This is a genomic window from Paenibacillus sp. FSL H7-0942 (assembly GCF_045040715.1).
Classification (GTDB): domain Bacteria; phylum Bacillota; class Bacilli; order Paenibacillales; family Paenibacillaceae; genus Paenibacillus; species Paenibacillus amylolyticus.
Genome location: NZ_CP150279.1, coordinates 2308718 through 2334325 on the forward strand (window position 1 = coordinate 2308718; position 25608 = coordinate 2334325).

At 46.0% G+C, this 25608-nt stretch carries 27 protein-coding genes and 1 riboswitch; of the genes, 20 read left to right on the top strand and 7 right to left on the bottom strand.

Annotation, left to right across the window (positions count from 1 at the left end):
• Nucleotides 1-5: 5 nt before the first annotated feature.
• Nucleotides 6-434, bottom strand: coding sequence for a MerR family transcriptional regulator (locus MHI48_RS10485; protein WP_017689377.1), 429 nt, complete (start codon nucleotides 432-434; stop codon nucleotides 6-8).
• 352 nt (nucleotides 435-786) lie between these two features.
• Here MHI48_RS10485 and MHI48_RS10490 point away from each other — a divergent pair, with 352 nt between their 5' ends.
• From MHI48_RS10490 to MHI48_RS10500, 3 genes are read left to right on the top strand one after another with little or no spacing between them, the layout of a single operon-like run.
• Complete coding sequence (locus MHI48_RS10490) at nucleotides 787-2187, top strand: ammonium transporter (protein WP_338708346.1); 1401 nt, start codon at nucleotides 787-789, stop codon at nucleotides 2185-2187.
• A 41-nt stretch (nucleotides 2188-2228) separates the two neighbouring features.
• Nucleotides 2229-3314: a DUF294 nucleotidyltransferase-like domain-containing protein gene (locus tag MHI48_RS10495; RefSeq protein WP_405144624.1), complete on the top strand. Its 1086-nt coding sequence runs from the start codon at nucleotides 2229-2231 to the stop codon at nucleotides 3312-3314.
• On the top strand, nucleotides 3311-4048 hold the full coding sequence (locus tag MHI48_RS10500) for an exonuclease domain-containing protein (RefSeq protein ID WP_017689374.1): 738 nt from the start codon (nucleotides 3311-3313) through the stop codon (nucleotides 4046-4048). Before MHI48_RS10495 ends, MHI48_RS10500 begins: the two co-directional genes overlap by 4 nt.
• On the opposite strand, the gene MHI48_RS10505 is transcribed toward MHI48_RS10500, so the two are convergent.
• Complete coding sequence (locus tag MHI48_RS10505) at nucleotides 4034-4525, bottom strand: M67 family metallopeptidase (RefSeq protein ID WP_405143896.1); 492 nt, start codon at nucleotides 4523-4525, stop codon at nucleotides 4034-4036. The genes MHI48_RS10500 and MHI48_RS10505 overlap by 15 nt on opposite strands.
• Before the next feature lie 226 nt (nucleotides 4526-4751).
• On the opposite strand from MHI48_RS10505, the gene MHI48_RS10510 reads away from it, so the two are divergent.
• The gene (locus MHI48_RS10510) at nucleotides 4752-5303 is read left to right on the top strand and encodes a TlpA family protein disulfide reductase (protein WP_405143898.1); all 552 of its coding nucleotides are present in this window, start codon (nucleotides 4752-4754) and stop codon (nucleotides 5301-5303) included.
• Between the two features lie 82 nt (nucleotides 5304-5385).
• Here the strand turns inward: MHI48_RS10510 and cimA are convergent, their stop codons facing one another.
• Complete coding sequence (gene cimA / locus MHI48_RS10515; RefSeq protein ID WP_047842385.1) at nucleotides 5386-7005, bottom strand: citramalate synthase; 1620 nt, start codon at nucleotides 7003-7005, stop codon at nucleotides 5386-5388.
• Between the two features lie 531 nt (nucleotides 7006-7536).
• Here cimA and MHI48_RS10520 point away from each other — a divergent pair.
• The 3 genes from MHI48_RS10520 to MHI48_RS10530 all read left to right on the top strand — a co-directional run bounded on the left by MHI48_RS10520 (nucleotide 7537) and on the right by MHI48_RS10530 (nucleotide 10858).
• Complete coding sequence (locus MHI48_RS10520) at nucleotides 7537-8838, top strand: DNA polymerase IV (protein ID WP_405144626.1); 1302 nt, start codon at nucleotides 7537-7539, stop codon at nucleotides 8836-8838.
• 116 nt (nucleotides 8839-8954) lie between these two features.
• Nucleotides 8955-9197 (top strand): ferredoxin, encoded by a 243-nt coding sequence (locus tag MHI48_RS10525; RefSeq protein ID WP_017689369.1) that lies wholly within the window; start codon nucleotides 8955-8957, stop codon nucleotides 9195-9197.
• Between the two features lie 218 nt (nucleotides 9198-9415).
• Nucleotides 9416-10858 (top strand): L,D-transpeptidase family protein, encoded by a 1443-nt coding sequence (locus MHI48_RS10530; protein WP_405143901.1) that lies wholly within the window; start codon nucleotides 9416-9418, stop codon nucleotides 10856-10858.
• Between the two features lie 42 nt (nucleotides 10859-10900).
• On the opposite strand, the gene MHI48_RS10535 is transcribed toward MHI48_RS10530, so the two are convergent.
• A complete protein-coding gene (locus MHI48_RS10535) occupies nucleotides 10901-11038 on the bottom strand; it encodes a hypothetical protein (RefSeq protein ID WP_017689367.1) in 138 nt (45 codons plus the stop codon).
• Between the two features lie 255 nt (nucleotides 11039-11293).
• Here MHI48_RS10535 and MHI48_RS10540 point away from each other — a divergent pair, with 255 nt between their 5' ends.
• From MHI48_RS10540 to MHI48_RS10550, 3 genes are all read left to right on the top strand, one after another.
• Nucleotides 11294-12391: a quinone-dependent dihydroorotate dehydrogenase gene (locus tag MHI48_RS10540; RefSeq protein WP_017689366.1), complete on the top strand. Its 1098-nt coding sequence runs from the start codon at nucleotides 11294-11296 to the stop codon at nucleotides 12389-12391.
• Nucleotides 12392-12526: 135 nt separating this feature from the next.
• Nucleotides 12527-13342: a GTP pyrophosphokinase family protein gene (locus MHI48_RS10545; protein WP_036609636.1), complete on the top strand. Its 816-nt coding sequence runs from the start codon at nucleotides 12527-12529 to the stop codon at nucleotides 13340-13342.
• Nucleotides 13329-13811 carry a DUF309 domain-containing protein gene (locus MHI48_RS10550; RefSeq protein ID WP_074094460.1) on the top strand — a complete coding sequence of 161 codons (483 nt, stop codon included), beginning with the start codon at nucleotides 13329-13331 and terminating at the stop codon, nucleotides 13809-13811. The genes MHI48_RS10545 and MHI48_RS10550 overlap by 14 nt, the downstream gene beginning before the upstream one ends.
• Nucleotides 13812-14028: 217 nt before the next feature.
• Here the strand turns inward: MHI48_RS10550 and MHI48_RS10555 are convergent, their stop codons facing one another.
• Nucleotides 14029-14577 (bottom strand): thioredoxin family protein, encoded by a 549-nt coding sequence (locus MHI48_RS10555; protein ID WP_047842389.1) that lies wholly within the window; start codon nucleotides 14575-14577, stop codon nucleotides 14029-14031.
• A gap of 221 nt (nucleotides 14578-14798) precedes the next feature.
• On the opposite strand from MHI48_RS10555, the gene MHI48_RS10560 reads away from it, so the two are divergent.
• From MHI48_RS10560 to MHI48_RS10585, 6 genes are all read left to right on the top strand, one after another.
• Complete coding sequence (locus tag MHI48_RS10560; RefSeq protein WP_076326937.1) at nucleotides 14799-16496, top strand: RsmB/NOP family class I SAM-dependent RNA methyltransferase; 1698 nt, start codon at nucleotides 14799-14801, stop codon at nucleotides 16494-16496.
• Nucleotides 16493-17239 carry a pseudouridine synthase gene (locus MHI48_RS10565; protein WP_076326936.1) on the top strand — a complete coding sequence of 249 codons (747 nt, stop codon included), beginning with the start codon at nucleotides 16493-16495 and terminating at the stop codon, nucleotides 17237-17239. The genes MHI48_RS10560 and MHI48_RS10565 overlap by 4 nt, the downstream gene beginning before the upstream one ends.
• Nucleotides 17240-17583: 344 nt before the next feature.
• Nucleotides 17584-18387 (top strand): Cof-type HAD-IIB family hydrolase, encoded by an 804-nt coding sequence (locus tag MHI48_RS10570; RefSeq protein ID WP_036670159.1) that lies wholly within the window; start codon nucleotides 17584-17586, stop codon nucleotides 18385-18387.
• A gap of 97 nt (nucleotides 18388-18484) precedes the next feature.
• Nucleotides 18485-19525 carry a hypothetical protein gene (locus MHI48_RS10575; RefSeq protein WP_076326935.1) on the top strand — a complete coding sequence of 347 codons (1041 nt, stop codon included), beginning with the start codon at nucleotides 18485-18487 and terminating at the stop codon, nucleotides 19523-19525.
• 106 nt (nucleotides 19526-19631) lie between these two features.
• On the top strand, nucleotides 19632-20180 hold the full coding sequence (locus MHI48_RS10580) for a GNAT family N-acetyltransferase (RefSeq protein WP_076326934.1): 549 nt from the start codon (nucleotides 19632-19634) through the stop codon (nucleotides 20178-20180).
• A gap of 193 nt (nucleotides 20181-20373) precedes the next feature.
• Nucleotides 20374-21504, top strand: coding sequence for a glycosyltransferase family 4 protein (locus tag MHI48_RS10585; RefSeq protein ID WP_036609621.1), 1131 nt, complete (start codon nucleotides 20374-20376; stop codon nucleotides 21502-21504).
• Between the two features lie 135 nt (nucleotides 21505-21639).
• Here the strand turns inward: MHI48_RS10585 and MHI48_RS10590 are convergent, their stop codons facing one another.
• On the bottom strand, nucleotides 21640-22695 hold the full coding sequence (locus MHI48_RS10590) for a hypothetical protein (protein ID WP_076326933.1): 1056 nt from the start codon (nucleotides 22693-22695) through the stop codon (nucleotides 21640-21642).
• Between the two features lie 204 nt (nucleotides 22696-22899).
• Here MHI48_RS10590 and MHI48_RS10595 point away from each other — a divergent pair, with 204 nt between their 5' ends.
• From MHI48_RS10595 to MHI48_RS10610, 4 genes are all read left to right on the top strand, one after another.
• A complete protein-coding gene (locus MHI48_RS10595) occupies nucleotides 22900-23481 on the top strand; it encodes a xanthine phosphoribosyltransferase (protein ID WP_076326932.1) in 582 nt (193 codons plus the stop codon).
• 97 nt (nucleotides 23482-23578) lie between these two features.
• A complete protein-coding gene (locus MHI48_RS10600; protein WP_036609615.1) occupies nucleotides 23579-23908 on the top strand; it encodes a hypothetical protein in 330 nt (109 codons plus the stop codon).
• 119 nt (nucleotides 23909-24027) lie between these two features.
• Nucleotides 24028-24246: a hypothetical protein gene (locus MHI48_RS10605; RefSeq protein WP_036609613.1), complete on the top strand. Its 219-nt coding sequence runs from the start codon at nucleotides 24028-24030 to the stop codon at nucleotides 24244-24246.
• A gap of 141 nt (nucleotides 24247-24387) precedes the next feature.
• Nucleotides 24388-24717, top strand: a complete 330-nt coding sequence (locus MHI48_RS10610; RefSeq protein ID WP_017689352.1) for a carboxymuconolactone decarboxylase family protein — start codon at nucleotides 24388-24390, stop codon at nucleotides 24715-24717.
• Between the two features lie 73 nt (nucleotides 24718-24790).
• On the opposite strand, the gene MHI48_RS10615 is transcribed toward MHI48_RS10610, so the two are convergent.
• Nucleotides 24791-25255, bottom strand: a complete 465-nt coding sequence (locus MHI48_RS10615) for a C40 family peptidase (protein ID WP_036609611.1) — start codon at nucleotides 25253-25255, stop codon at nucleotides 24791-24793.
• A gap of 5 nt (nucleotides 25256-25260) precedes the next feature.
• Nucleotides 25261-25392: riboswitch (cyclic di-AMP (ydaO/yuaA leader) on the bottom strand.
• Nucleotides 25393-25608: the final 216 nt, after the last annotated feature.

A 25608-nucleotide genomic window follows, 5' to 3' on the forward strand; every position in this document is an offset into this window, starting at 1 on the left:
ATAAGCTACATCATGGTGTTCTCAAGCAAGATTTTTAGTGCCTCCATTGTACCGGCACTTTTGGTGAGGAGTCCTGCCATCATTTTACGTGCTTGTACAGGTTTCATCTCTCCAAGTAGCGGTTTGAGTTCGTTAACCTCTCGCTCAAGTTGTTGTACGTGAAGTTCCAATGTTGTCAATTTGCTGGCAACTTGTTCTTCTGTACTAACCAGACGCCACTTCTCAAGAGATTGCTTAATCTCGTCGAGACTATACTTCTCTTGTTTCATCTGTACAATACGTTCAAGCCTCGTTAAAGTTTCATTACTATAGAGACGATAATTTTTTTGTGTACGTTCTTCGGGAGCGATTAGTCCAAGCTTTGTGTAATAATCAATCGTCCGTTCACTAACACCAGCGGTCTTGGCAAGTTCGCCAATCCGAAAAAGTTTCATATCCCCAATGATATTCACCTCGCTTGCAAGTTCAAATGTAGGGAATTGTAGTTTCCACTTGTGAATTTCTAGACTACGCCCAATTTTTCTTACTAATAAGTATGATACATGATCTTTAACCGTACAGTCAAACGTTATGCTTTGGCAATCAGCATACTGCATTTCTATATCTATGTACTCATAGAATGTGATTATGTACTTAAGTGCAAGAAAAAGACGTATGACTTTATTCCCAGAAATAATTTTCAATTTTGATGAAAATACTCTTGTCAACTTTCCTCTCTTCTGCTTATAATGACATTAAGAGTTTCACGTTATGTGAAGAAACTTAACATAAGAGGGAGTGGGGTATATGAGAAAGAAATGGTTGGTTTCCATGTTAGTAATGCTTACTTTGTTCGCTTTTCCGGTTAGCGTATTTGCGGCTGCGGAGGGTCCGACTAACATTGAACTTCAAAGTGGTTTGAACTCAGCCTTTACGTTTCTGGCTGTTGTACTCGTGTTCTTGATGCAAGGGGGATTTGCTTTACTTGAAGCGGGTTCAACACGAATGAAGAATGCAGGACACATTGCGGGTAAGACCATCCTGACATTGGGAATTTCAGTTATTGCCTTCTGGGCTTTGGGTTTCGGTCTTGGTTTCGGTAATGGTAACAGCTTCTTTGGAACAACAGGATTTTTCCTGAGCGGTGACAAGATGGCTGCTTCCTTCGAATCACTGGCTTTCTCCGATGTTCCACTGACTGTTAAATTCGTTTTCCACCTCGCTTTTGCGGCGGTATCTCTGGCCATTGCCTGCGGTGGTATGGCTGAACGTGCAAAAATGAGCGTATATATTGTATTCGGTACACTTTATACCATTATCATGTATCCGGTTGTTGCTCACTGGGTATGGGGCGGCGGCTGGTTGGCTGAGCTGGGTATGCAAGACTTTGCAGGATCGACGGTTGTTCACTTGACTGGTGCGACTGCAGCATTGGTAGCGACCATCTTGTTGAAACCACGTATTGGTAAATACAACAAAGACGGCAAACCTAACATCATTCCAGGTCACAACCAAGTGTATTCCGTACTCGGGGTTATTATCCTCTGGATCGGTTGGTTCGGTTTCAACCCAGGTAGTACGTTAACGGCCTTGGATGATGGATTCTTTGGTTATGTTGCATTAACTACTAACGTAGCTGCTGCAGCTGGTGGTGTTGCTGCACTGTTGATTTCTTGGGCAGTTCTAGGCAAGTCCGATATTCCTAGCATGTTGAATGGTGTGCTTGCGGCACTCGTTGCAATTACAGGTGCTTGTGCCTTCGTTGAACCTTGGGCAGCTCTGGTTATCGGTGCTTTGGCTGGTGTTATCACATTCTTCACGGCACAGTACTTCGATCGTAAAGGAATTGACGATCCAATCTACGCTTTCTCCGTACACGGTGTTGCTGGTATGTGGGGAGCAATCTCCACAGGTTTGTTCGCTACACCAGAACTTGCTGAGCATGCGGGTGTAGGTCAAGCGGGTCTGTTCTATGGCGGTGGATTCCACCAATTGGGCGTACAGCTTCTCGGTCTGGTAGGTGCTTTTGCCTTCGTACTGGTAATGTCCTTCATTATTCTGGGCGGTATGAAAGCGATCATGGGCATCCGTGTTACTGAAGAAGAAGAAACAATGGGTCTGGATATCAGTGAGCACGGTACTTACGGATACCCTGAACAAATGAAAAATGTAGATTCTAAATCCAATGGTGGTACGTTCAGCTCCTGAGATGAATGATGCTGAATCATGCTTCAAGGAGGCTGGACATGATGGAACCCATCTCGTATACAAACTATTCCTGGTCTTATCAGGGAATCGATGGTGCGGTGTCTTCTCAAGAACTGCGCCAGGCACGTGTAATATTACAGAACGAGCTCCAGGAATTGTTGTCCGCTTCCTTGTCGCCGATCGAGTGGTACCAAACGGTAAATGAACTGCATGACCGGATTGCACGGAAAGCAGTAGAGTTATGCATTCAGGGGATGGTTGAGGAAGGCTTCGGCCAACCTCCCGTCCCCTATGCCTTTATCGTATTTGGCAGTTCCGGCAGGGAAGAAGCAACGTTATGGAGTGATCAGGATAATGGCATGATCATTAGCGATACTCCGAATGAAGGTAAAGAGGAATATTTTGCTCAGCTCGGACTGCGAATGACGGATATGTTAGAAGAGCTTGGTTACGCCAAGTGCGAAGGCAAAGTCATGTGCTCTGAGCCACTGTGGAGAAAAACGCTGGCGTCATGGAAACAACAATTAGCAGATTGGAGCTCGGATCTGAATTGGGAGCCCGTTCGTAATCTGATTATTGCTTCAGACATGCGTTTTGTTGCAGGTGAGCAAAGTCTGGCGGAGGAATGGATCACGAGTTTTTATGAACAGTTCAGACTGATTCCTGAACTTTCGGATGCGGTTCTTCGCAATACGGTTAAACATAAAGCTACATTAAATGTACTTGGACGTGTGGTCACAGAACGATTTGGTGAACATGCAGGCGGATTTGATGTCAAGTATGGTTTGTACATTCCGCTGGTGAACAGTGCTCGTTATTTGGCTTTGCAACATGGAATCAAGGAGTCATCTACGTTAAAAAGAATGGAGAGACTGACTTCACTTGAAGCTGTTCCATTTACATTACTGGATGCATGCCAGCGGGCCTTCTTTGCCGCTTTGAAATTTCGCCGAAGTACACCGGTTGTCATCCAAGGGGATTTGCAACATAGCAGTGGGTTCCTGGATGAGAAACAGATGAAACAAAAGCAAATTCATTATGAGCTCAGGGATACGCTCGGGTTGGTACGACGAGTGCATCGTGCTTTGCAAAGAGAGTTGCGTTTTGCAGAAAGGAGACGTCCATGAGAGAGCCGGCAAGGGGCAATACAGGATTCTGGAATTCGCTGCGTCAGGGAGGGGTTCCTTCCGCCATCGCTTCCATTATGGGAGCCCCTACGGCGCAACACATGGCGTTTATCCGCTCTATGATGAGAGAACAGCGCAGACCTGAGGTTTTGCATACACCTCTAAATGAGTTGGACGCAGTTGTATTTGATCTGGAAACGACGGGATTTTCGCCCCAGCATGGGGATGAGATTATCTCATTTGGTGCGGTCCGTATACATGGTGGTGTGGTACTGGAAGGGGAGCAGTTCTACACGGTGGTGCAGTCCAAGACTGCGGTTCCGGAACATATTACTGAACTTACAGGTATTACACAGGAGATGACGTTGGACGCACCGACTTTGCTGGAAGGGTTGCATGATTTCATGTCTTTTGTAGGTGGAAATGTTCTGATTGCACACGCAAGTGCGCATGACCGAGCCTTTCTGAATGCAGCTCTGTGGCGGACTTCAAAGGTAAGGCTGACGCATCGTTTAATCGATACGATGATGTTGGCCCGCTGGCTTGAACCAAGCAGGCCGGGGTATGGTCTGGATGAATTGCTGGAATCCAGAGGGATTCCGATCTATGGACGTCACCATGCACTGGAAGATTCAAAAATGACTGCACAGTTATGGTCCTGCTACTTGGAGGACATGACTCGTAAAAATGTGGAGACATTGGGTGATCTGTATACCCAGCTAAGTCACGCATAACGGAACGGGAAGCAGATTGTATGAAGGCACAACGTGTTGTGCCGGATCCTGCGATTCCTTCGAAGATTCAATCAGATAACCGTTCAGATGCATATGAGATCCTAATCCGGCTGTAAGGTCAGGTGAGCCGATTAGGTACATCTGAAGCAAACCTGCGAAGGCCGGAAGCGCTTGGATGTCCTCTAAGGATGGAACGGGCCTTGTATGCGGATGAGAATGGAAGATACCGATGAGCTTGGGCTCGGAGAATACGCACCGAATCCATTCGGCATCGTCCAGAGTAAAATGGTGCAGCGGGTCAGGTGCTACGTTACGAATGGGCTGAAACCGACTGATTCGTATACCGCCCGCTGCGGTTTCACCCAGCATAACCCCGCAGGCTTCTTGCGGCAGCGAAAGGAACATGTGCTTTGACATCTCTTGTTCTACGGAAGAAGGAATGTAGAAGGCATTTTGCTGCCCGTGAAGTGCTGCCATTTGTATTCACCCCTCTCTCTTTGGCTCCTGCTATGGCAGGAGTCCTTTTTCATTTTATTTTCTGTGATGCGGATTGTAAAATTTTAAAGGAAAAGGGTACAATAATAAAGAGAACATTTGGGAATCATGTTCTGGTGAACTGTCATAGAGCGTGATAAACACTTAGCATGTGCAGAAATTACGGTTTCAGTTTCAATATGCTAATTATATAAAAGGGTGGCGGGTTATGAAACGAAACATATACATACTCCTTGGTGCTGTCTTGCTGGTTGGTATTGCACTGGCCCAGAATGCGGGTGACGGCATTGCAGCCGTCTTTAAGCAGGAAGAACCGATGCCTACAGAGACGGGACCACGTGGGGGTCTTCTGGCGCCTGCTTTTTCTCTGACAGCATTGGATGGGAAGACGTACAGTGTGGGCGGTGCCAAAGATAAGGCCACGTTCGTCAGTTTCTGGGCATCCTGGTGTGAGCCGTGTAAGCAGGAAGCACCAGAGCTGAACAGAATGGCTGCGAAATACAAGGATAAGCTTGACATGTATGGGGTTAATGTAACGTCATACGATAAACTCAAAGATGCCAAAGCTTTTGTAGATGAGTACCAACTGACATTCCCTATTCCCTTGGATGAGAAGGGGACTGTGTATGCTCAATACAATGGGGTGGCTTTTCCAACGAATGTTCTGATTGACTCCAGAGGAGTTATACAGGAGATTGTTCTGGGCATATTGCCTGAGAAAGAGTTGGAACGTAAGATTAAAAAGTTAATTGCGAATTAATTTTCATGTAAACAAAGAAGCCTTTGCATCCATGAATCATGGGTACAGAGGCTTCTTTATATTTTCCGGGAAATAAGCGTTATTAGTGGTTGCTTATCCCATGAGCAGGAATAGGGAGTGTGCCCGGCTCATCCTGTAATTTTTCTTGAAGCAAAGCATAGCGGAAACTGTGAACAAGCGCTTCCCAACTTGCTTCAATCACGTTCTCGGATACACCAACAGTGTTCCATGTGTTCTCCGTATTTTTGGATTCGATCAATACACGAACTTTAGCAGCTGTGGCATCCTTCTCATCCAGAACACGCACTTTGTAGTCCGACAGATGCATGTTGGCAAGTGAAGGGAAATATTGCACCAGCGCTTTCCGAAGGGCGTTATCGAGTGCGTTAACCGGACCATTGCCCTCAGCAGCGGTATAAGCGCTTGTTCCAGCGATATTCACTTTGACAAAAGCTTCAGAAACAACGGATTTACCCGCCGTTTTCTCCACAAGCATTTTGAATGATTCAAACGTGAACAATTCTTTCATGTCACCGTTCGCTTCACGAATTAACAATTCAAGCGAAGCATCTGCACCCTCGAACTGGTAACCCTGATGTTCCAGGTCTTTAATCTTCTCAATAATCTGACGTGAATTGGCACTGCTTGGATCGAACTCAAGCCCCAGTTCCTGTGCTTTGGATACAATGTTACTTTGTCCGGCAAGTTCAGAGACCAGCACACGTTGTTTGTTACCAACCAGTTCAGGCACGATGTGTTCATAGGTACGTGAATCCCGCAGGATGGCAGAGACGTGAATTCCACCTTTGTGAGCAAAAGCAGCATTGCCGACATAAGGCTGATTAATCGGCATATTCACATTGGCAATCTCGCTAACATAACGAGCCACGTTTGTAAGTTGTCTCATGGAATCATCAGTAACACATTCATAGCCAAGTTTCAGTTGCAGGTTCGGGATAATGGATGCGAGGTTGGCGTTACCGCAACGCTCTCCATAACCGTTCATCGTTCCTTGCACCTGACGGGCTCCGGCTTGTACAGCGCTGAGTGTGTTGGCCACAGCCAATTCACAATCATTATGTGTATGAATCCCGAGATGTGCATGAGGCAGGCTTCTATGCAGTGTGGATACGATCTCGTGCACCTCGTTTGGCATCGTCCCGCCGTTGGTATCACACATAACGAGCCAGTCCGCTCCAGCTTCGTGGGCCTTGGTCAAGACCGCTTGAGCATACTCCGGGTTATGTTTGAATCCGTCAAAGAAGTGTTCTGCATCAAAGATCACTTCCATTCCATTCTGTTTCAGATAGGCGATGGAATCATAGATCATGGACAAATTTTCTTCCAAAGTAGTCTGCAAAGCAGTATGCACATGGAAGTCCCATGATTTACCGACCAAGGTTGCAGCCTGAGCACCAGATTCGATCATGCGCTTCAGGTTGGCGTCTTCACTAGCAACACTGCCTTTTCGGCGGGTGCTGCCAAAAGCAACAACCTTTGCGTTCAGGTTTAATTCCTTGACTCTTTTGAAAAACTCAATGTCCTTGGTATTGCTGCCGGGAATTCCGCCTTCAATATAATGGACACCCAGGTCATCAAGCTTCTTGGCAATTTTGAGTTTGTCGTCTGCCGATAAGCTGACACCCTCCCCTTGTGTGCCGTCACGTAAAGTCGTATCGAAGATGGAAATGGCCTTTGACATGAAGATCCTCCTTTGAGATAAAGCGCTCTTTTAAAAGTTTGGATTTTAAGTTAGGAAAAGCTGTTAAGTACGTTAGTGGACGAATCCTTCGATTCGGCAACGCTACACTGTGTTAAACTCAATGCGCTGATTTGTCCTAAAGTCGTCAATTTGTATAATTAATTATTATAGCACCATTATAGCCAAATGCTACATAGAAATCGCAGTTTCATGTAACAATTAACGGATTTTAGAGAAAAAAGAAGGATGTTAATCATAATCCGGATGTATGTTATAATCTATTATTGAGTTTTAATTGGAATATATGGAAGAAAAGGAGGGTTAATTTTGACTTTTGTATGGGAAAATACGATTATTGCTCTGATCACTTTGATACTTTTTGTGAGTGTAGGCTGGTTAATTATTCGGTCTCTGATCAGATCTCGCAGAAAATAAATGCTCATGACTGAATTAACATAACGGGTTTGATATACTATAGAAGAAAGAAATTCGTTTCATTAATTAGTGTGCAAGAAAGGGCGGGGGTTCATGATGTCTTCAGACGGCAATCGTCCAGCAAATGTGGATCAATATTACCCTGCAGCCGGACGGGTGATTCTGCATGTCGATATGAATGCTTTCTACTGCTCTGTACATGAAGCCGAGGAACCAGATTTATATAGAGGAAAAGCAACGGCCGTTGCGGGCAGCAGTGAACTGCGAAAGGGTGTAATTGTGACCTGCTCATATGCCGCTCGTAATCGAGGCATCTCAACAGGTATGGTTGTCCACCAAGCCATGAAAAAGTGCCCTGATCTCATTGTGATTCGTCCTGACTTCCATTTATATCGTCAATATTCAAGAGCCTTCATGCAGATTGCGTATAGTTATACGCCTCAACTTGAGGCTACATCCATTGATGAATGTTATCTTGATATTACAGGTTCAAGGCAATTCGGGAATCCAATGGAGATTGCGGAGAGCATTCAGCGGAGAATCAAGGATGAATTGGGGCTGCCATGTTCCATTGGCATTGCACCCAACAAATTATTGGCGAAAATGGCTTCGGATCTGAAAAAACCGAACGGTATCTCCATTTTACGCATGAGGGATGTACCCCGGATTCTTTGGCACAGACCATGCAACGAGATGTTTGGCATTGGCAAAAAAACGGCCGAAAAGTTGAAAAAACTGGGCATTGAAACGATTGGTCAATTGGCCAAGTCGGATGAGAACATGTTGACCGAACTATTTGGAGTTAATGGAGCATGGCTCAAAAATTCCGCAAATGGCATTAACCATTCCGCAGTTCACGCGGAACGTGAGGCCAATAAATCCATTGGGCATACAACCACTTTACCGGCGGATGTATCGGATATGAATGAGATTCATCGGGTGTTCCTCAATATAAGTGACCAGGTAGCCAGAAGGTTGCGTAAGCACGAAATGTTCAGCCAGGGTATTCAGATTACAATCCGGACACCGGATATGAAGACAATCACTCGATCACGTCTAATGGAAGTTCCTACGGAGGATGCAACGGTCATTTACCGTGAGGCCTGTAAACTATTTGAGAAGCATTGGGGTAGTGGCAAGCCTGTACGCATGCTGGGTGTGACACTTCAAAACCTGATTCCAAGAGAGGAATCCGCTGTACAGATGGACTTGTTCGAATATGAGCAGAAGCCCAAGAAGGACAATCTGATTCGGATTATGGATCAGTTACGTGATAAATTTGGTGAGAATGCTGTTGTGACCGCGGGCATGCTTGGAGACGATCCTTCCGTGCTGCTTCGTAATCATAAAGTGCGCGGTACTTCCCTGCAAAAAGATAACTTGCAAAGTCTTGATTAAATAAGGGATAATAGAGACTTGTGGTTGCAAAATGTTTGTAATTATCCTTACTTTGTATTAATATGTTTCTAGATAAAAACACTGTACGTTTTGAATTTTAGGAGGAGAGAATGTAAATGAGTAAATATACTTGGGTTGAAAAAGACACATGCATCGCATGTGGCGCTTGTGGAGCAACGGCTCCAGACATCTACGATTATGATGATGAAGGTTTGGCTGAAGTTATCTTTGACGGCGATGCTAACCATGGTGTCAAAGCTATTCCAGACGACTTGTTTGACGATATGCAGGATGCATGCGATGGCTGCCCTACAGATTCAATCAAAGTAGCGGACGAGCCTTTCAATAAAGAAGGCTAAGTATCTCTCACATGAACATAGAGCACTTTCTTTTGTCTTAACGACAAGGGAAGGTGCTTTTTTTGCATTCATTTAACTGTGATTATCTGACTATGGATCAAGGACGAACATTGTCGAACCCCCTTTTTTCCACCGGGTACTCAAGTCCTATGGATTCAACGCCTGGTTATGCCGATATATAATGATATACGGAAAAAGGCGAATTAGTGGAGGATCGGATGCAAAATACTCATCTAAGAACATATGTCAAGAAACATCCCGACAATAAAATGGCTTGGTACTTGCTCGGAAAGGAGTATTTGGGCGAAGGACAGGAGGCCAAAGCCAACTATTGCTTTCAGCAAGCGGGCGAGGTTTATGAGGCATTTGAACGCAGTAAAGCTCCTGCTGACATCTGGGTAGACTATCAGGAGAAACTGGTGGAGATGTCTGAGCAAAAGGAGAAAAAACAACGTAGACGCAAAATGTGGCTTACGTTGCTCATGCTGCTTGTGCTGGCAGGTCTGCCACCTGCGGACGCTCCGGGTTTCAGTCGGGAAGCGGCCGACGCACTGTCAGCAGCACTGGAATCCACAGATGACATCGAAGCGCCTGTAGAAGCGGATAAACAGGTTGGAACTGCATCCATTGCGCCAAGCAATGTGTTCACTGCTGCGGCATTTGGTGGAGGTAATCATGGCGAGGCTGCGCTCGCAGCTGCCTGGTCCGGGTCTGGCCCAAAAGTAGAGACCTCTGCTGTACTGGGCATGCAAACCTCAGATGACTGGTCTTTATGGAAACGAAATATGCCTGTGAAATACATAGTACAAACCAATACAAGCGGGAAATTGACTGCACAGAGTTATGATGCCAAGCAATGTAACTGTGAACCTCCTGAAATTACACCGAAAATCAAAAAGATGGCCTTGGCGTGGACCGCCAAGCAGGAAGCAGCTGCATCATTATCAAGTGCAATCGTTGCCTATCGCAAAAAAAATGATGCTTGGCCCAAGAGTGTAACGCAAATGGCTCAGCCATTTCCGAACAATATTCTGGGAGAGACTGCGTCAGGGATGACCGAGATGTTTCCGAAGCTGTTAGCTCTGCATCAAGGAAAGGCACAGGAAGGAAAGAACGATTCGAGTGGTAAAGAGAATGGTTCAACGACTTCGAATTCGTCTCAAGGCAGAAATGCCGCTTTTGCAGATACGCTGGGAGGTCAGCCTTTTTTGCAGGAACCGCTGGAGATTGTCATTGATAAGGATAAACATAAACTTGCATTAATCAGTGGGGATACCATTGTTCGTATGTATGATGTGGGACTTGGCGGTGATCGAACACCGGAGGGGTCATTTGTCATTACAGATAAAGTGGTCAATCCGAATGGACGCTCGAACGGTGAGTTTGGAAGCAGAGGTATGCAACTCTCGAATACGAATTATGCCATCCACGGGACCAACGAGCCAGACAGTATCGGGCTGGATGAGTCCCTTGGATGTGTGAGAATGCGTACAGGAGATGTAGAAGAGTTATTCGCTCTTGCTCCGCAAGGCACTCCGGTACGCATTGGAGAAGATGTACTGCCAGATCTGACGCTTGTTCCGGAAGCAAAGCAGCGTTATCAGCATACGCTTGTTCCAAAGCAGAATAATCCGAACAAAACGTATCACTGGCTGAATTGATCTGTTTGATATGTAGAATCAGATGGATTCAGCCTGAATCATCTACATGTTGGCAATAATGATAAGAGCACCAATGATGATGATCAGGCCGCCTACACTGGCTGCTGTCCATGCAATGGCTTTGCGATTCACTTCTTCTTTCTTTTGCTGTAATGCAGGTGGTTTACGTTTGGGAGCCATGAGTTATTCCTCCTTATTTGGAATAGAACTGGTGTAGAGTAACCATGCTCTCATTGTAAAGAATTCAACTCGTCATTTCCAGTGGGCGGGTGGATTTCTTGTGAGCATTTTGTATTATTCGATTTGTGCTGTCTATGCGCAAACTACTTTCCTTTTTAATAAGAAACAGATAAACTTGTGAGTAGAGTGTTTTTTTACATATGAAAAGACGGACAACGGCTTTTTGGCGTACCGGACCAGAACGGAGTGAGTGATTTGTTATACAGAAGTCTTGCTAAACCTTTGTTGTTCAAAATGGACCCTGAACAGGCCCATCATCTGATTATTGGCGGCCTTAGTGGCGTGGGTAGCATCCGTCCGGTTCCTTCCGGACTGCGTGTGATGTACGGCGTTCGTGAAACGTCTGATCTGGCTGTTGACATGTTTGGGTGTCATTTCCCTACACCTGTTGGTCTGGCTGCGGGTCTGGACAAAAACGGGCAGGCCGTAACGGGCTTTTCTTCCATCGGATTTGGATTCATGGAAGTGGGAACCGTGACACCACTTGCACAACCAGGTAACGATCAACCACGGCTGTTCCGTTTGCCTCCAGATGAGGCGTTGGTGAACCGAATGGGCTTTAACAATCTTGGTGCGGAAGCCATGGCAGGTGAATTGGCACGTCTACAGGATCGGCGTATTCCAGTGGCTGTTAACATCGGCAAGAATAAGGCAACTTCTAATGAGGAAGCTCACCTGGACTATTCGAAGTGCATTCAGGCACTATACGATTATGCTGATCTGTTCGTGGTTAATATCAGTTCACCAAATACACCGGATTTGCGTAATCTGCAACATGGGAATGAATTGAAGGAACTGCTCGCTGCGGTTATGAACGAGATGAACGTGCAGCATGCACGAGCGGGCGGAGCGACCAAATCCGTTCTGGTGAAGATCGCACCGGATGTGAATGATCAGGAACTTGAATATATGGTTCGAACAATTGCAGACAGCGGTGTTGCTGGCATTATTGCTACGAACACAACCATCAGTCGTACAGGACTTTCCCACCAACATGCGAAGGAAACAGGCGGTCTGAGCGGTAAACCTCTACGTGACCGTTCAACGGAGATTATTCGCCAGATCTATCGCCAGACCGAAGGCAAACTTCCGATTATCGGTTCAGGTGGCATTTTCACAAGTGAGGATGCATACGAGAAAATTAAAGCCGGAGCAAGCTTGGTCGAAATATATACAGCATTGATCTATGAAGGACCCGAGGTGAATCGGCGCATTCATGCCGGACTGCGTGAGTTGCTGCGCAAAGACGGTTATCGTCATATCTCTGAAGCGGTTGGTGCGGAGCATCGTTAAGAAGGAATGTGAATCCCCGGAATGAAAATATAGAAGCATGGGAAGAGCGTAAAATGGTTCGGGACTCTTCCCCCCACCAAACATCATGTATAATGGAATAGAACAGGGGACGCTATAGAGACAGGAGGCATAAGCATGGACGGTAGAGACTGGGGTACATTTTTACTTCCTTATGAACAAGCGGTAGAGGAATTGAAAGTCAAGTTTAAGACAATGCGAGCGGAACTGAAGAAACGGGAAGAGTATGCCCCGATTGAATTCGTTACCGGTCGTGTCAAAAAAATATCCAGTATTCTGGAGAAATCCAGACGACTGAATGTGTCGCTTGATGACGTGGAAACAGGCATTGAGGATATTGCAGGTATCCGCATTATGTGCCAGTTCGTGGATGATATCCGTCGGGTTGCCGAGTATATTCGAGGTCGTAAGGATCTCACGGTACTCATTGAGAAAGATTACATTACGAATTTCAAAGAGAGCGGCTACCGAAGCTTCCATATGATTATTGAGTATCCCGTTCAGACGGCTCTGGGACAAAAGAAAGTTTTGGCCGAGATACAGATCCGGACGCTTGCCATGAATTTCTGGGCTACCATTGAACATTCGCTGAGTTACAAGTTTCGCGAAGGGTTACCTGATGAGATGAGAACCAGGCTGAAAAAAACGGCTGAGGCCGCGTTTATACTGGACAACGAGATGTCTGCTATTCGTCTACAGATTTTGGAGGCGCAGAAGGCATTTGAGGATGATTCCAATATCGTGTCAAGAACATTGAATATCATTCATCAATTATACTTCTACCACCTTGTCAGTGAAGCAATTGAAGCACAGAAGCGATTTAACGATTACTGGGAACGGCATGATATGGAAGGGCTCAAAGACTTGCTGGATGACGTGAAGAAACTTCTGAACAACGCCAGAAAGGGCGAAAACCCGGATGAGCATCTATGAGCCACTGTACGTTGACTACTTAATCTACTTCAATCGGGATCAGGATTATTTCGAGTGTCATGAGGTGTTGGAAGAATTGTGGCTGGAACGTAACCGGGATTCTCTCTATAAAGGGTTGTTGCAAATTGCAGTTGGTTTATACCACTTCAGGAATGGCAATCTCCGCGGAGGAACGATGATGTTACAGAGCTCACTTGATCTTCTGGAACCTTATCCTGCTACGATTCTGGGCATTGACCTAGGGGCTTTGGTACGGGATGTACAGGAAATCGTGAAGCAACTGTCCCAATCAGATGTTCAGTCTGTAACTTACAGGGATTTGTCCATACGAATTGTTGATGAGGTCTTAGAACAAGAGATATCTAGAAGATCGCTTGAGCTAAAACCAAATATTCCGCAACGCCGGAGTCCTACCAGAGGGCGAATATACGAAGAGAAGATGAAGGCGATGGATCAGAGTAAAAGTTGAACCGTAATCATGCTAACATTCAAATGAGCATCCCATGGATATGAAGTTCCATGTATATGAAACACCCCGACGATTCCTGTAAAGGGAAAGATCGGGGTGTTTTTGAATGTTGCGTCATATTCAGATGATTGCAGGTGGCATAGCCTGTCCTTTAACAGAACAGTTTCTGGTGATACAAGTGCCTGATTGTAGATACTTGTGGGAACGGATCTAGCAGTTAGCTTGCCGAAGGAGCGGCACTGCCTTTATATTTTTGGAAAAATTGTTTGTAATCATCCAGCGTGTAGCCCTGGTCACTACCATTCTCTTGCAGTCCGCCAACCATACGGTCTTTCTCGACACCAGCCTCATAATAGACGAGTGTAGGCGTGAACTCGATATTGTAATCGGTCCATCCTGCTTCGAATTCACGCAGATTGAACTGTGGAAGCTCAATACCTTCACTGTCAACCAGTGGCATCAACTGAGGTGTTGTTGCACGGCAGTGCGAGCAGTCGGAAGCAAAGAAATAAACAAAAAAGCTGTCTTTGTTATCGATTTTGGCTTTGAGATCAGTGGGAACAATAATTTGTTGATAGTTGGGATCACTAAGTAGCTCCCGTGTAGCTGGATTAAGCTTGGAAGCAGCGATGCCATAAGCATTTTCCACTGAATCCATCTGTTTCTTGGATTGCTGGTCTACGACAACCAGTGCTGCAATCATAATGATTAAAATACCCAGGAAAATAAGGATCGCAGCACTTTTCTTTTTCTTCTTGGATTTCATTGGACATCCCCCATCGATCATATCGAAATATAGTTTGGGCAAAAATAAAGGTTGGGATAATATGCATAAACACCCGAATTTTTGCTCAGGAATCAATCTACTTGCCATTATACTACATTACACGCTGTAGTGGAATAGATACGATATGATAGGAAAGCAAAGCTTGGATATGATAAAATAAAACGATATTGCAATCTTACCAAGACAGGATGAGTGGGAATATGGGTGTAAAGTTACCTTTGATATTTGCTGAGCGAATGAAAAGTTTGCTGGGTGATGAGTTTGAACAATTTATGAAATCTTATGAACAGTCTCCTCATGCGGGACTGAGAGTGAATACGCTAAAAATATCGATGGAACAATTCGATGAGATTGCTCCGTTTGATCTAAGACCTATTCCGTGGTGTGAGACAGGATTCTATGTACCTCATGGTGTTAAACCGGGGCTGCACCCTTATTATCATGCAGGCCTGTATTATATACAGGAACCAAGTGCAATGGCTCCAGTTGAATTATTGCAGGTGGAGCCTGGAGATCGCGTGCTTGATCTGTGTGCTGCTCCGGGAGGAAAAACCACACAGATTGCTGCAAAGCTGCAAGGCAAGGGTGTACTTGTGACGAACGATATCCATGCTGAACGCACCAAAGCGCTGGCCAAGAACGTGGAACTGTACGGGGTGCGTAACGCGGTTGTTTTGAATGAGTCGCCAGAGCGGATCGCAAATGCATTTCCTCATTATTTTGACAAAGTATTAATAGATGCGCCTTGCTCAGGTGAAGGCATGTTCCGCAAGGATGAGGACATGGTGAAATCATGGGAACATCATTCGGTGGAAAAATGTGTGCTCATGCAGCGAGATATCTTGGAGACTGCGGCACGATTGTTAGCCCCGGGCGGAACTATCGTGTACTCGACATGTACCTTTGCGCCGGAGGAAAACGAAGCAATGATTGCGGAGTTTCTGAATGTAAACCATGATTTCGTTGTCAGGGACATTCCTGAAGAAAAAGGATTTGCTCCAGGACGTCCGGAATGGGTACGTCAGATGATGCCAGAGAAGGCAGAGGAGACGGAAGCTGTACTGGATCAAACGCGTGGCACCGCAAGATTGTGGCCTCACCTTTTGGAAGGAGAGGGGCATTATGTCGCTGTGTTGCAGCATCGTGCAGGGCAAGAAATAGAAACAGATCAACCTGGAGTAGTTAAAGAAGGAGCAATGGAGTATGGACAGGTCGTGGATGTGTCCAGGATTGAAGCAGAGGGGAACAAGGATCACTCTATTGCTGCTTCTTCAATTGCTATGACCAAGGCTGATCGTAAAAAGGAACGTTTATTGCGAATCGAATCCCGAGAGTCCCATGACAGACAGGCTGGTGGCGGCAAGAATTCGGGTAGACAGAGTAAAAAAGGTAAAGATCACGGTGGACGTAAATCGGAACGAGGTCAGGGACGCGGAACTGATCCGGCAAGTATTGATCCGGTTGCGATATACAGTCAGTTTATGAAAGAACAATTGGAGATTGAGTTAACTGGAGAGACGGTATGTTACGGAGATCGGGTGTATCAATCATCAGTTGGTGCAGCTCGGTTGGAGGGACTGAAAGTCATTCGTCCAGGCTGGTTTATGGGCACGATTAAGAATGGACGATTTGTTCCGTCCCACCCGCTTGCGTGTGCTTTGAATACATCTGAAGCACGGCGAAGCGTAAATCTGTCATCCGCTGATGGCGAAGCCGTGAGATACCTCAAGGGTGAAACGTTAAATATTGAAGAAGAACGAGTGGTGCTCAAGGCGGATACGTTTGCCAAAGGGTATGTTCTTGTATGTGTAGATGGTTATGCCGCTGGCTGGGGAAAATGGCTGGATGGTGTACTGAAGAATGAATATCCGGCAGGTTGGAGGTGGACATCGGTATGAGTGGAAAAGGAAAACAAACGTTGCGTCTGGACAAAATATTAAGCCATATGGGTGTGGGAACACGAAGTGAACTTAAAAAGATGGTGAAACAAGGCAGAATCCACGTGGACGGCAAAGCGGTGAAAGACAGCGGGGTACAGGTGAACCCCGAGGTCAACGTCATTGAAGCCGATGGAGAGCGGATTGTGTATCGGGAGATGATCTATCTGATGCTGCATAAACCTCCGGGTGTCGTGTCTGCTACCGAGGACAACAGAGATAAGACGGTACTGGATCTGCTGCGCAAAGAGGATCGGGTGTTCAATCCTTTTCCTGTGGGACGACTGGATAAGGATACGGAGGGACTGCTCATTCTTACGAATGACGGTCCACTTGCCCATGATCTGTTATCTCCACGCAAGCATGTGCCCAAAACCTATGAAGCCCGTGTGCTGGGAAACGTGGATGAAGCGGATGTGCAACGTTTCAAGGCGGGCATTCAATTGGATGACGGATACGAGACGCTGCCGGCCGAACTGACTATACTTTGTCAGGAAGAGACGGAAGAAGGTACGATCTCGTCGATCTCGCTTATTATTCACGAAGGGAAGTTTCACCAAGTGAAACGTATGTTTCAGGCGGTAGGCAAGCGTGTGGTCTATCTGAAACGCGTAGCCATGGGTGAGCTGGAACTAGCTTCCGATCTTGCTATCGGAAGCTATCGTGAACTAACCGCAGATGAGTTGAGCCTTCTGCGGAAGTAAAAGCTCCCGTCCTTTGCGAAGCGGAGCAGGGAGTCGTGGAGGGAAGCGAAGCCCCGATACTAACCGCCGAAGGCGAGAAAGCTCCCGACCTTCACGAAGTGAAGCAGGGAGCCGGGCAGAGAGCGAAGCCCTGCCCGTAATGGTCCCGGTCAAGCTTGGGCGGGACCGCCGCTGACCAGCGGTGTGCCCGGCAACAAGCGTTCCGACGACAACCGTGACATAGCAAGACCCGACCTAACACCGGTGAGCAAGACGGGAGTCCAGAGGGCAGAGCCCTCTGGGGCCCTCCCTCGGAAGGGAGGGTTTGGGTGGGTACGACTACTAACAGATGAGGATGAAGCCAGATGACTTATAAATTAATTGCACTTGATGTAGATGGAACATTGCTGAATGATCATCATGAACTTACCGAATGGACTCAGGAGACCTTGATCCAAGCTTCCCGTCAGGGAGCAGAGATTGTCCTGTGTTCAGGTAGAGGTCCTGCCAACACGATTCCTTTTATGGAGCAGATGGGACTGGATGGATATGTGATTACGCATAACGGCGCCGTTACCGCGCAAGTCGATACCCGTGAGGTAGTTCATCATTTTGCATTAGATGGACAAGGACTGGAGCCGATCATATCCTACTGTCGAACCAATGGAGTACATTTTGACATCAATACGGCATTTGGTCTGTATGTGGATCAACCGGAAGGTTTGGGGTTGCAGGTGCGTGAGATGTATTACAACTTTATGGCCGAGCCACTGAAGTTACCCAAGTGGGTTGACATGACAGAACCGCTGGCGAAGTTCACTGCATTTGGTCCGATTGAACAGATGGATGCAGTACTTCAGGAATGGTCTACTTGGAATCTGCCTTATTATATGACACGGAGTGGTGACTTTTTTATTGATCTGATGCATCCCGAAGCGTCCAAAGGCGCTGCGCTTAAAAGGCTTGCCGAATCGAAAGGAATCATGCCTTCGGAGATTATGGCGATTGGTAACTACTTCAATGATATTACGATGCTGACTTTTGCGGGAAAAGGCATTGCCATGGATAATTCACCGGACGAGGTGAAAGCTGCTGCGGACGAGGTTACACTCTCCAATAACGAGCAGGGTGTGGCACACGCAATCCAAAAATATGTGTTATCCGTCTAACCCCTACATCCTATACTTAAAATGCACGCTTTCCTCATAATCTACCGTCCTCGGGGCATCCTAAGAGAATAACGTTAGGAATGGAGGAGGACACGTGATGAAATATGATGTGGAATTGGTTGCAGACCTGCGGACATCAGGTGGAGAAGTACAGGATGTGATGGTCAATGGTCAATATGCAGGATCACTTTTCCTTGTGTACAGAGAAGGAGATCGTTTATCTGGTAGTCTTCAGATCGAGCAGGAGTCTCTGCCAGATGATACAGAGCAACGTATCGTGGAAAAAGTGCATGCCTATATCCGATCTCTTGCAGATGCGTTGGAAGCTGCGTATTATGAAGTGCTGGTTAGTTGTGGTTCATTACATACGGTTCTGCATATGCCTGAGTCAGAGACAGTGTGGCCGTCTGAAGAGATGAATCATGACGAAGGCAGCTATGACGATATAGACAGCAGTGGAAGTAAGGTAATCCCTGTTTCACAAGCCGAATCGTTTACATATGAAGATCGGGATCAGGTTCTGGAGATGGAAATGGTAAGCGCAGGACGCAGCATATCGACGTATATATTCAATGATGTCGAAGGGCAGGAACTTGCAGAAGCTTCCTTAAAACAATATGGCGCTGATGTACAAGGTGAAATACACTGGTATGACGAGCCGGAAGAGAATCAATTGGAAGCTGCGGCAGAGTTACTGGTCAGAGAGCTGGATGAAGATATCATCGATACGATTACGATCCGCATGTGGCATCAGGGCAATGAACTCGAAACGTTAGAGTGGGTACATCGCGATTTCTCCGAGGAATTTGAGGATACCGATGAATCGGATCTGGATGAGCTTGAAGCTGCTGAAGAAACATGTTATGTCATGCTGAAGCGTAAGGATCGGGAGTTCCGGGTATATGAGCTGTTTCTTCAGGAACGAGGTGGATTGCCTGTGGGAACAGCAACTATAGACACTTCTCATTCCGATCTGACGGGATACATTGATTACGAGGTTCCTGGTACCAGCATTCAGCGAAAGAGCCTGGTCGAAGTGTTGATGCAGGAGTTGGACAAGGAAATGGAGTTTGACACCTTGCACCTGACGATGTTGTATCGAAATCAGATTATTGATGAAGCCAGAATAGATGGGTAAAGGGCAACCGCCTTTTACCTTTTTTTGTTCTCGTTTTGACGAAAAATCCATTTCCCGGTATAGTACCATTAGTTTAAAAGAGATCAGGAAGCGGAGGAGAACAATGATGCACTCATTCAGGATCAGTAGCGAATATATTAACGATGGTTTTCAAGCGGTTCAGGCGAAGCCGGAAGATATGGAGGATGTGATGTCGCTGCTGGTGGAGACAGCCGAATGGTTACAGAGCCAAGGTTCTTCCCAATGGAACGCTTTGCTTAAAGGTGAAGATTCACATGATACGGCAGGGGCGATTCGGCGTGGGGATGTGTTTGTATTTAAAAAAGGGGCGGACGTAGCGGGGATGGTCATCCTTTTGGTTCAGCCAAGTCCTTGGGATATTCATCTTTGGGGTTCAAAAGCTCATGCCGAGGATGGCGCAATTTATCTGCATCGGCTAGCGATTCGAAGAAAATATGCTCAGAGCGGTTTAGGACGGTCCATTTTGCAATGGTCCAGCAGCGGGATACATTTTAAAGGCAAACATACTGTTCGGTTAGATTGCGGAGCGAGCAATGCTACGTTGAACGCCTTTTACGCGCGGAACGGGTATACTTTTTTGGGAGTGACCGATGGTTACAGTACATATGAGAAGCCCGTGGAGCCACTGAGCTGAGAATTCTGACTATCCTATGAATATGTTGACGACAACCGCAAGCGATGGACTGCTGAATTAAAGCTTTTGCTTCTGATGGGGACGTTTCATGAATATGTTGTATATACGAGTTATCGTAATATAGATGTTCCGGCTTCCCTATGTCATAATGGATAGTAGAGCAGTACGTAAGTTAGAAAGGGGGAAACTAACGGTGAAATTGCTGCAGGCGCTTTTCTTTCCTCCGGAGCAGCCCGGAGGTGTATCCTCTATGATTCCGTATATGCAAGAGAGATTTACAACCCCGAGGTGGGAAATGGATCTGTTCTCGTTGCCAAAGCGAATTCGCAATAAGGGCAGAGAGGAAGTTCAGTTCGAAACGTTTGACTGGACTGAATATCAGGATAGTCCTGTTGTCCAAAAATATATTCAAACATATCGTGATTATCTTTGGTGGACCAAACTGCGAATTCAGAAGCCCTATGATCTGATCCATGCCCACCACCCAATTGCAGGACTTGCGATGAAAACAGTTTTCCCGGATACACCCCTCATTCAGACGATTCACTCCAGTTATGAACGAGAATTAATCCTTAATGGACGCATTGAAACGGATGGACCGGAGCATCGATTCCTGCTTGCGATATATGGTGAGCTGGAACACCAGGCAGAGCGCCTCTTGACGGTGTCGGATTCGTTCCGTCGTTATCTCGCTCCCTACGTGAAGGAACCTGATGTCATCGGTGTGATTCCCAATGGATTTGATGAGAAGCGCTTTAAGCCGATCCCTCATGATAATGCGATACCACAGCTGGTCACGGTATGTCGACTTGTTCCGGCAAAAGGGTTGGATATTCTTTTCAAAGCTTGTGCGGAACTGAAGGGCCGAGGTCATGATTATGTGTTACATATTATTGGAGATGGACCGATTCGTCCTGACCTGGAAGAATTGGCGCAGCGATTGGGGATCTATAATGAGACCATCTTCTATGGTTACACACTGCACCCTGAGGAATTCATGCCATTCTTTGATATTTTTGTACTTCCTTCACGGGCAGAAGCATTTGGTTCCGTCTTTGCTGAAGCGGCGCTGAGTTGTCTTGCCCTTGTGGGTACGGATGTAGGTGGTATACCGGAACAGATCGAGAACGGTAGTAATGGGTTGCTTGTACCGGCAGAAGATCCTTCTGCATTAGCTGAAGCGCTTGAAAAGGTGATGCTGGACCCCGCTTATCGTTATGAACTTGCCCGTTCAGCGTGTGAAAAAGCCAAGACACATTACTCGCTCGGTAGATCGGTCAATGAGTTGAAAAAGATGTATCTACAGTTTCCTAGCCAAGCCTAAAACGTAGTGCAAAAAGTGCGAGCCGCTGTGATAAACAGCGGCTTTTTATCATGTTTAAGGAAAGAGTACCCTCGGTGAATTGTGGTTAGAAGGCAAACGGATGCTCATATTCATGAAATACATGGACCGTGAGATTTATATATTGTTGCGTTTACGAAAGGTGCCCCAGCGGTTCAGTACCAATTTGGCAGCCCAGATTAATGCCATACTTCCAAAGATGGGGTAAAGGATGGACAGCAGGGAACTGAATCCAAACTGGCTGAGTGAGTAACACAATAGCATAATGGTTAATGTAATGAAACGGGGATGGACACGTATATGTTGTCTCAGTTGCAAGGTCATTCCATAGATATCGGCTACAAAGGTAGTGAATATTTCCATGAAAATAAGGGATACATAGACAGATTGCACTGCCCATCCAAGTTGAAAGGCAATGCTGCCCATCGGGATTTCGAATTGGATGATGCCGGGCATCTGAGCTGACATGGCAAAATGAGCTGCCATCAGCATGAAACCAACGCCAATTCCACCCAATACTCCACCCCACTTCAGTACATTCCGGCTACGAATCTGGTTACCTACGGGCACAAGAACAGCTTGAGCCAACACCAGATTGAATGAAGTATACAATAGTGGAGACAGCCACACTTGAATAGGGTTTGAGTCTGTCGTCAGTGTGATGAATCGGGAAGCACCTGGATGATGGATGGTACTTGTGATCATGAGCAGAGATAACAGGAGCATCATGGGCACGACGATGCTATTCATTTGTAGGATGGCTTGAATGCCTCGACCGAGAAGCAGATATGTCCCTACAAGTGTGACGATCAGACCTGTCTGATAATGCAAACCCAGATGCTCGACAAAAACGGAGCCTGCTCCGGCAAGCATGACACTGTTCACGCCAATGAGAATGAGAAGGGTCACCCAGGTGATCCATTTGCCCGCCTTATGGCCGAATAAATGTTTGTTCAGATCCTCATAAGAGCGGGACCCGGTATCGTGAGCGATCAGCATCATTTTGGTACCTAACCAGACAAAGAGCATGGTGGATAAGCCTATGGTGATGGTGGCCCATTTGCCATACTGGGTAAAAAACTGCAAAATTTCCTGCCCTGTAGCGAAGCCGGCTCCAACAACCGTTCCAATGTATGTAAATGCGATCTGCAGCACCCGAAATGCCTGTTTCATGTGTTTCCCCTCTCAGGCCCCTGTATAGTTTGGACATGCGGGTACCATGGTACAAGGTATGCTTGACCCACGAAAGTCATGACAATCGATAATGAACTTTGGCTTGAAATGCGTCCCAAGGACAGCGTCAAGGCAATTTCGCTTGAACTTATAGATAGATATATGATACTTTTACCTCATAGGATAGGCTTGGGAGGTCAAATCATGGAATTATTGAAACAACGAATTTTACAAGAAGGTGTGGTTATCTCGGATCAAGTATTAAAGCTGGATGGTCTGTTGAACCACCAGATTGATCCTGGATTAACGATGGAGATGGGACGTGAGTTCGCTGCCCGTTTTCGTGAAAGTGGAGTAACTCGGGTAATCACGGTAGAATCCTCAGGGATTCCGGTTGCGTTTGCCGCAGCCTATGAACTGGGGGTGCCACTTGTATTCGCCCGTCGAAAAAAAACACTTCTGGCTGATCCTGATGCATACTGTGAACGTGTACCGTCCTTTACCAAAGGAATTGTAACTGATATTATGGTATCCCGCGAGTTCATTCATGAGAATGACCGCATTTTGTTTATTGATGATATTATTGCCAATGGAGATGCCGCTCGTGGCGTCATCAAAATTATCGAGCGTTCCGGTGCGGAACTCGTCGGATTCGGCGTTGTGGTCGAGAAAAGTTTTCAGGCGGGGGCACGCACGATTCGTGAACAGGGTATTCCGGTGGAAGCCTTGGTACGCATTCGTTCCCTGAATGATGGAACAGTACAATTTGACGATAACGAAATGTGACATTTTAAAGGAATAGGGCCTATTTTTTGAACTATGCCTTTGCATGACCGCCGATTTCATTTATAATGGGGTTATGTTAGGGAGAGGAGGCAACACCATGGGGAACCAACCGGCAACAGAACAATTTTTTAATGATAAGCTGGCGGAATCGAAAGTTCATTTTGAACGTGCCCTGGATTGTAAACATACGGAATTCGATGACCTTTATCCCTATATGATTGAACATCCTCAATTTTTCTGGTACAAACGCTATGTTGCCTGGTCAGAATTACTGACGATTGTAGGCTTGTGCGAAGAGTTGTCCTTCTCTTGGAAAGAACAATTTACACCGCATCAAGTGGAGTACCTTGAAGAACGTGTGATGTCCGCCAAAGTGCTTGATTTTTGGTTCGAGAAGAACGACAGCAAAGAGCACGCGCAGCGGTAACTTTCAGTCGGGACATAATTTCGAATGACATGACAGTCCAATACAGTCACGTGAGACCTAAATGACTTTTCATTTAGGTCTCTTTTTGTAAATAAATTTGAAATATAGGAGCCATGAAGATGATTAGTGATACAGAATTGGACGCCCTGCGTCTGTCAGGTGAGAAAGTTAGAGTCGTACGGGACGAGCTGGAATCGAACGACGTGAAGGGGATTGTGGTTGCCTGGGATGGCGAGCAGGTACTTATCCGTCGTCAGAATCGACGTGTCGTTAAGCTGGACCGAGGTTACAGCTATCAGCTGTTCAGCGAGCCGCGCCAGAGTCCACTTAGTGAGTAACAGCTGATAATTATGGCAGGGCCATGAGCTTTAAATGTTTGGAATTACCATGATTTCTTGGCATAATTGGCTCACTCGGGAGAGAAGATAGGTACAGTGAGGAAGATCTGTAACTATAGCCGAGAGGGTGTGCTACAAGCCATGACATTGATGAATGATAAAGTTCATGCCTACAAGGATCAGATTGGAGCATTAAGCGATGTGCTGCCAGGTGTGGTGAAGTCGTATCATGAGTTTACCGGAGAATGTTTCCAACCTGGTGTGATTGATGCGAAGACAAAACAGCTAATTGCGCTTGGCATTGGATTATTCGCCAACAATGAGGTGTGTACCTTCTACCATGTAGAAGAAGCCCGTGCTAAGGGCGCAACAGATCAGGAGATTATGGAGACCGTAGCCGTGGCTGGAGCTGTTGGAGGAGGACATGCCCTGTCTCAGGGTGCGATGCGAGTGCAGAAGGCGCTGCATTAGTAAGCAATGCAACATACATTTTTAAGTGCAAAAAAGGCATCCGGTTAATAACCGATGCCTTTTTGTATGTGAATCACATTTTACCTAGCATTTTATCATACATAAACTGTCCAGTTACCCGACGTGCTGTTACATAACGATCATTGAAGTATGGATTCGATAACTTCGTGATGCTTACACCTTTACTGCTGGAGGCATGAGCGAATTGTCCGCCGCCGATATATACACCTGTATGTGAAATGCCTTTGCCTGTTGTATTAAAGAACACCAGATCACCTGTCCGAACATTGCTCTTGGATACGGGAGTACCTGCTTTGGCTTGCTGCTGCGAAGTACGTGGCAATTCAATGCTGTATTTGTTGAAAAGATATCTCATAAAACCAGAACAGTCGAAGCCGGCTACAGTTGTGCCACCCCATTTGTAAGGAATACCTGTCATGTTGTTCACTACGGAGTTGATACTGCTTGCCTCTGTGCTTGTTGCCCCGGATGTAAATAATACAGCTGCTCCAAAAATGGAGATAATCAGTTTTTTCAAAATCAATGTTCTCCCTTCGATGCCTACGGAGTTAGCTAAGGGTTCGGTAGAAGGTTCCCTATATTTCCTATGTATAAGAATAATTCACCCAAATTGGTTCCCCCGTTTTCAAACATGAAACTCGGCAATGAATAATTAAGTTTTTGTAACTATTTGAAACTATATTGCATAAATGCGTAATTGTCAAACCCATTTAAAACCCTTCGTAATACCTCAATGTTAGCGGAATTAAGGTTTTTATATGAAAGAAGGGATCAAGTTTGGGTATCATTCATGACAAAAACGTCATTATTGGTTCGTTTAAGACGAATTTGGATAAATAAATAGGTTTGTCATGAGTTAAAAGAACTATC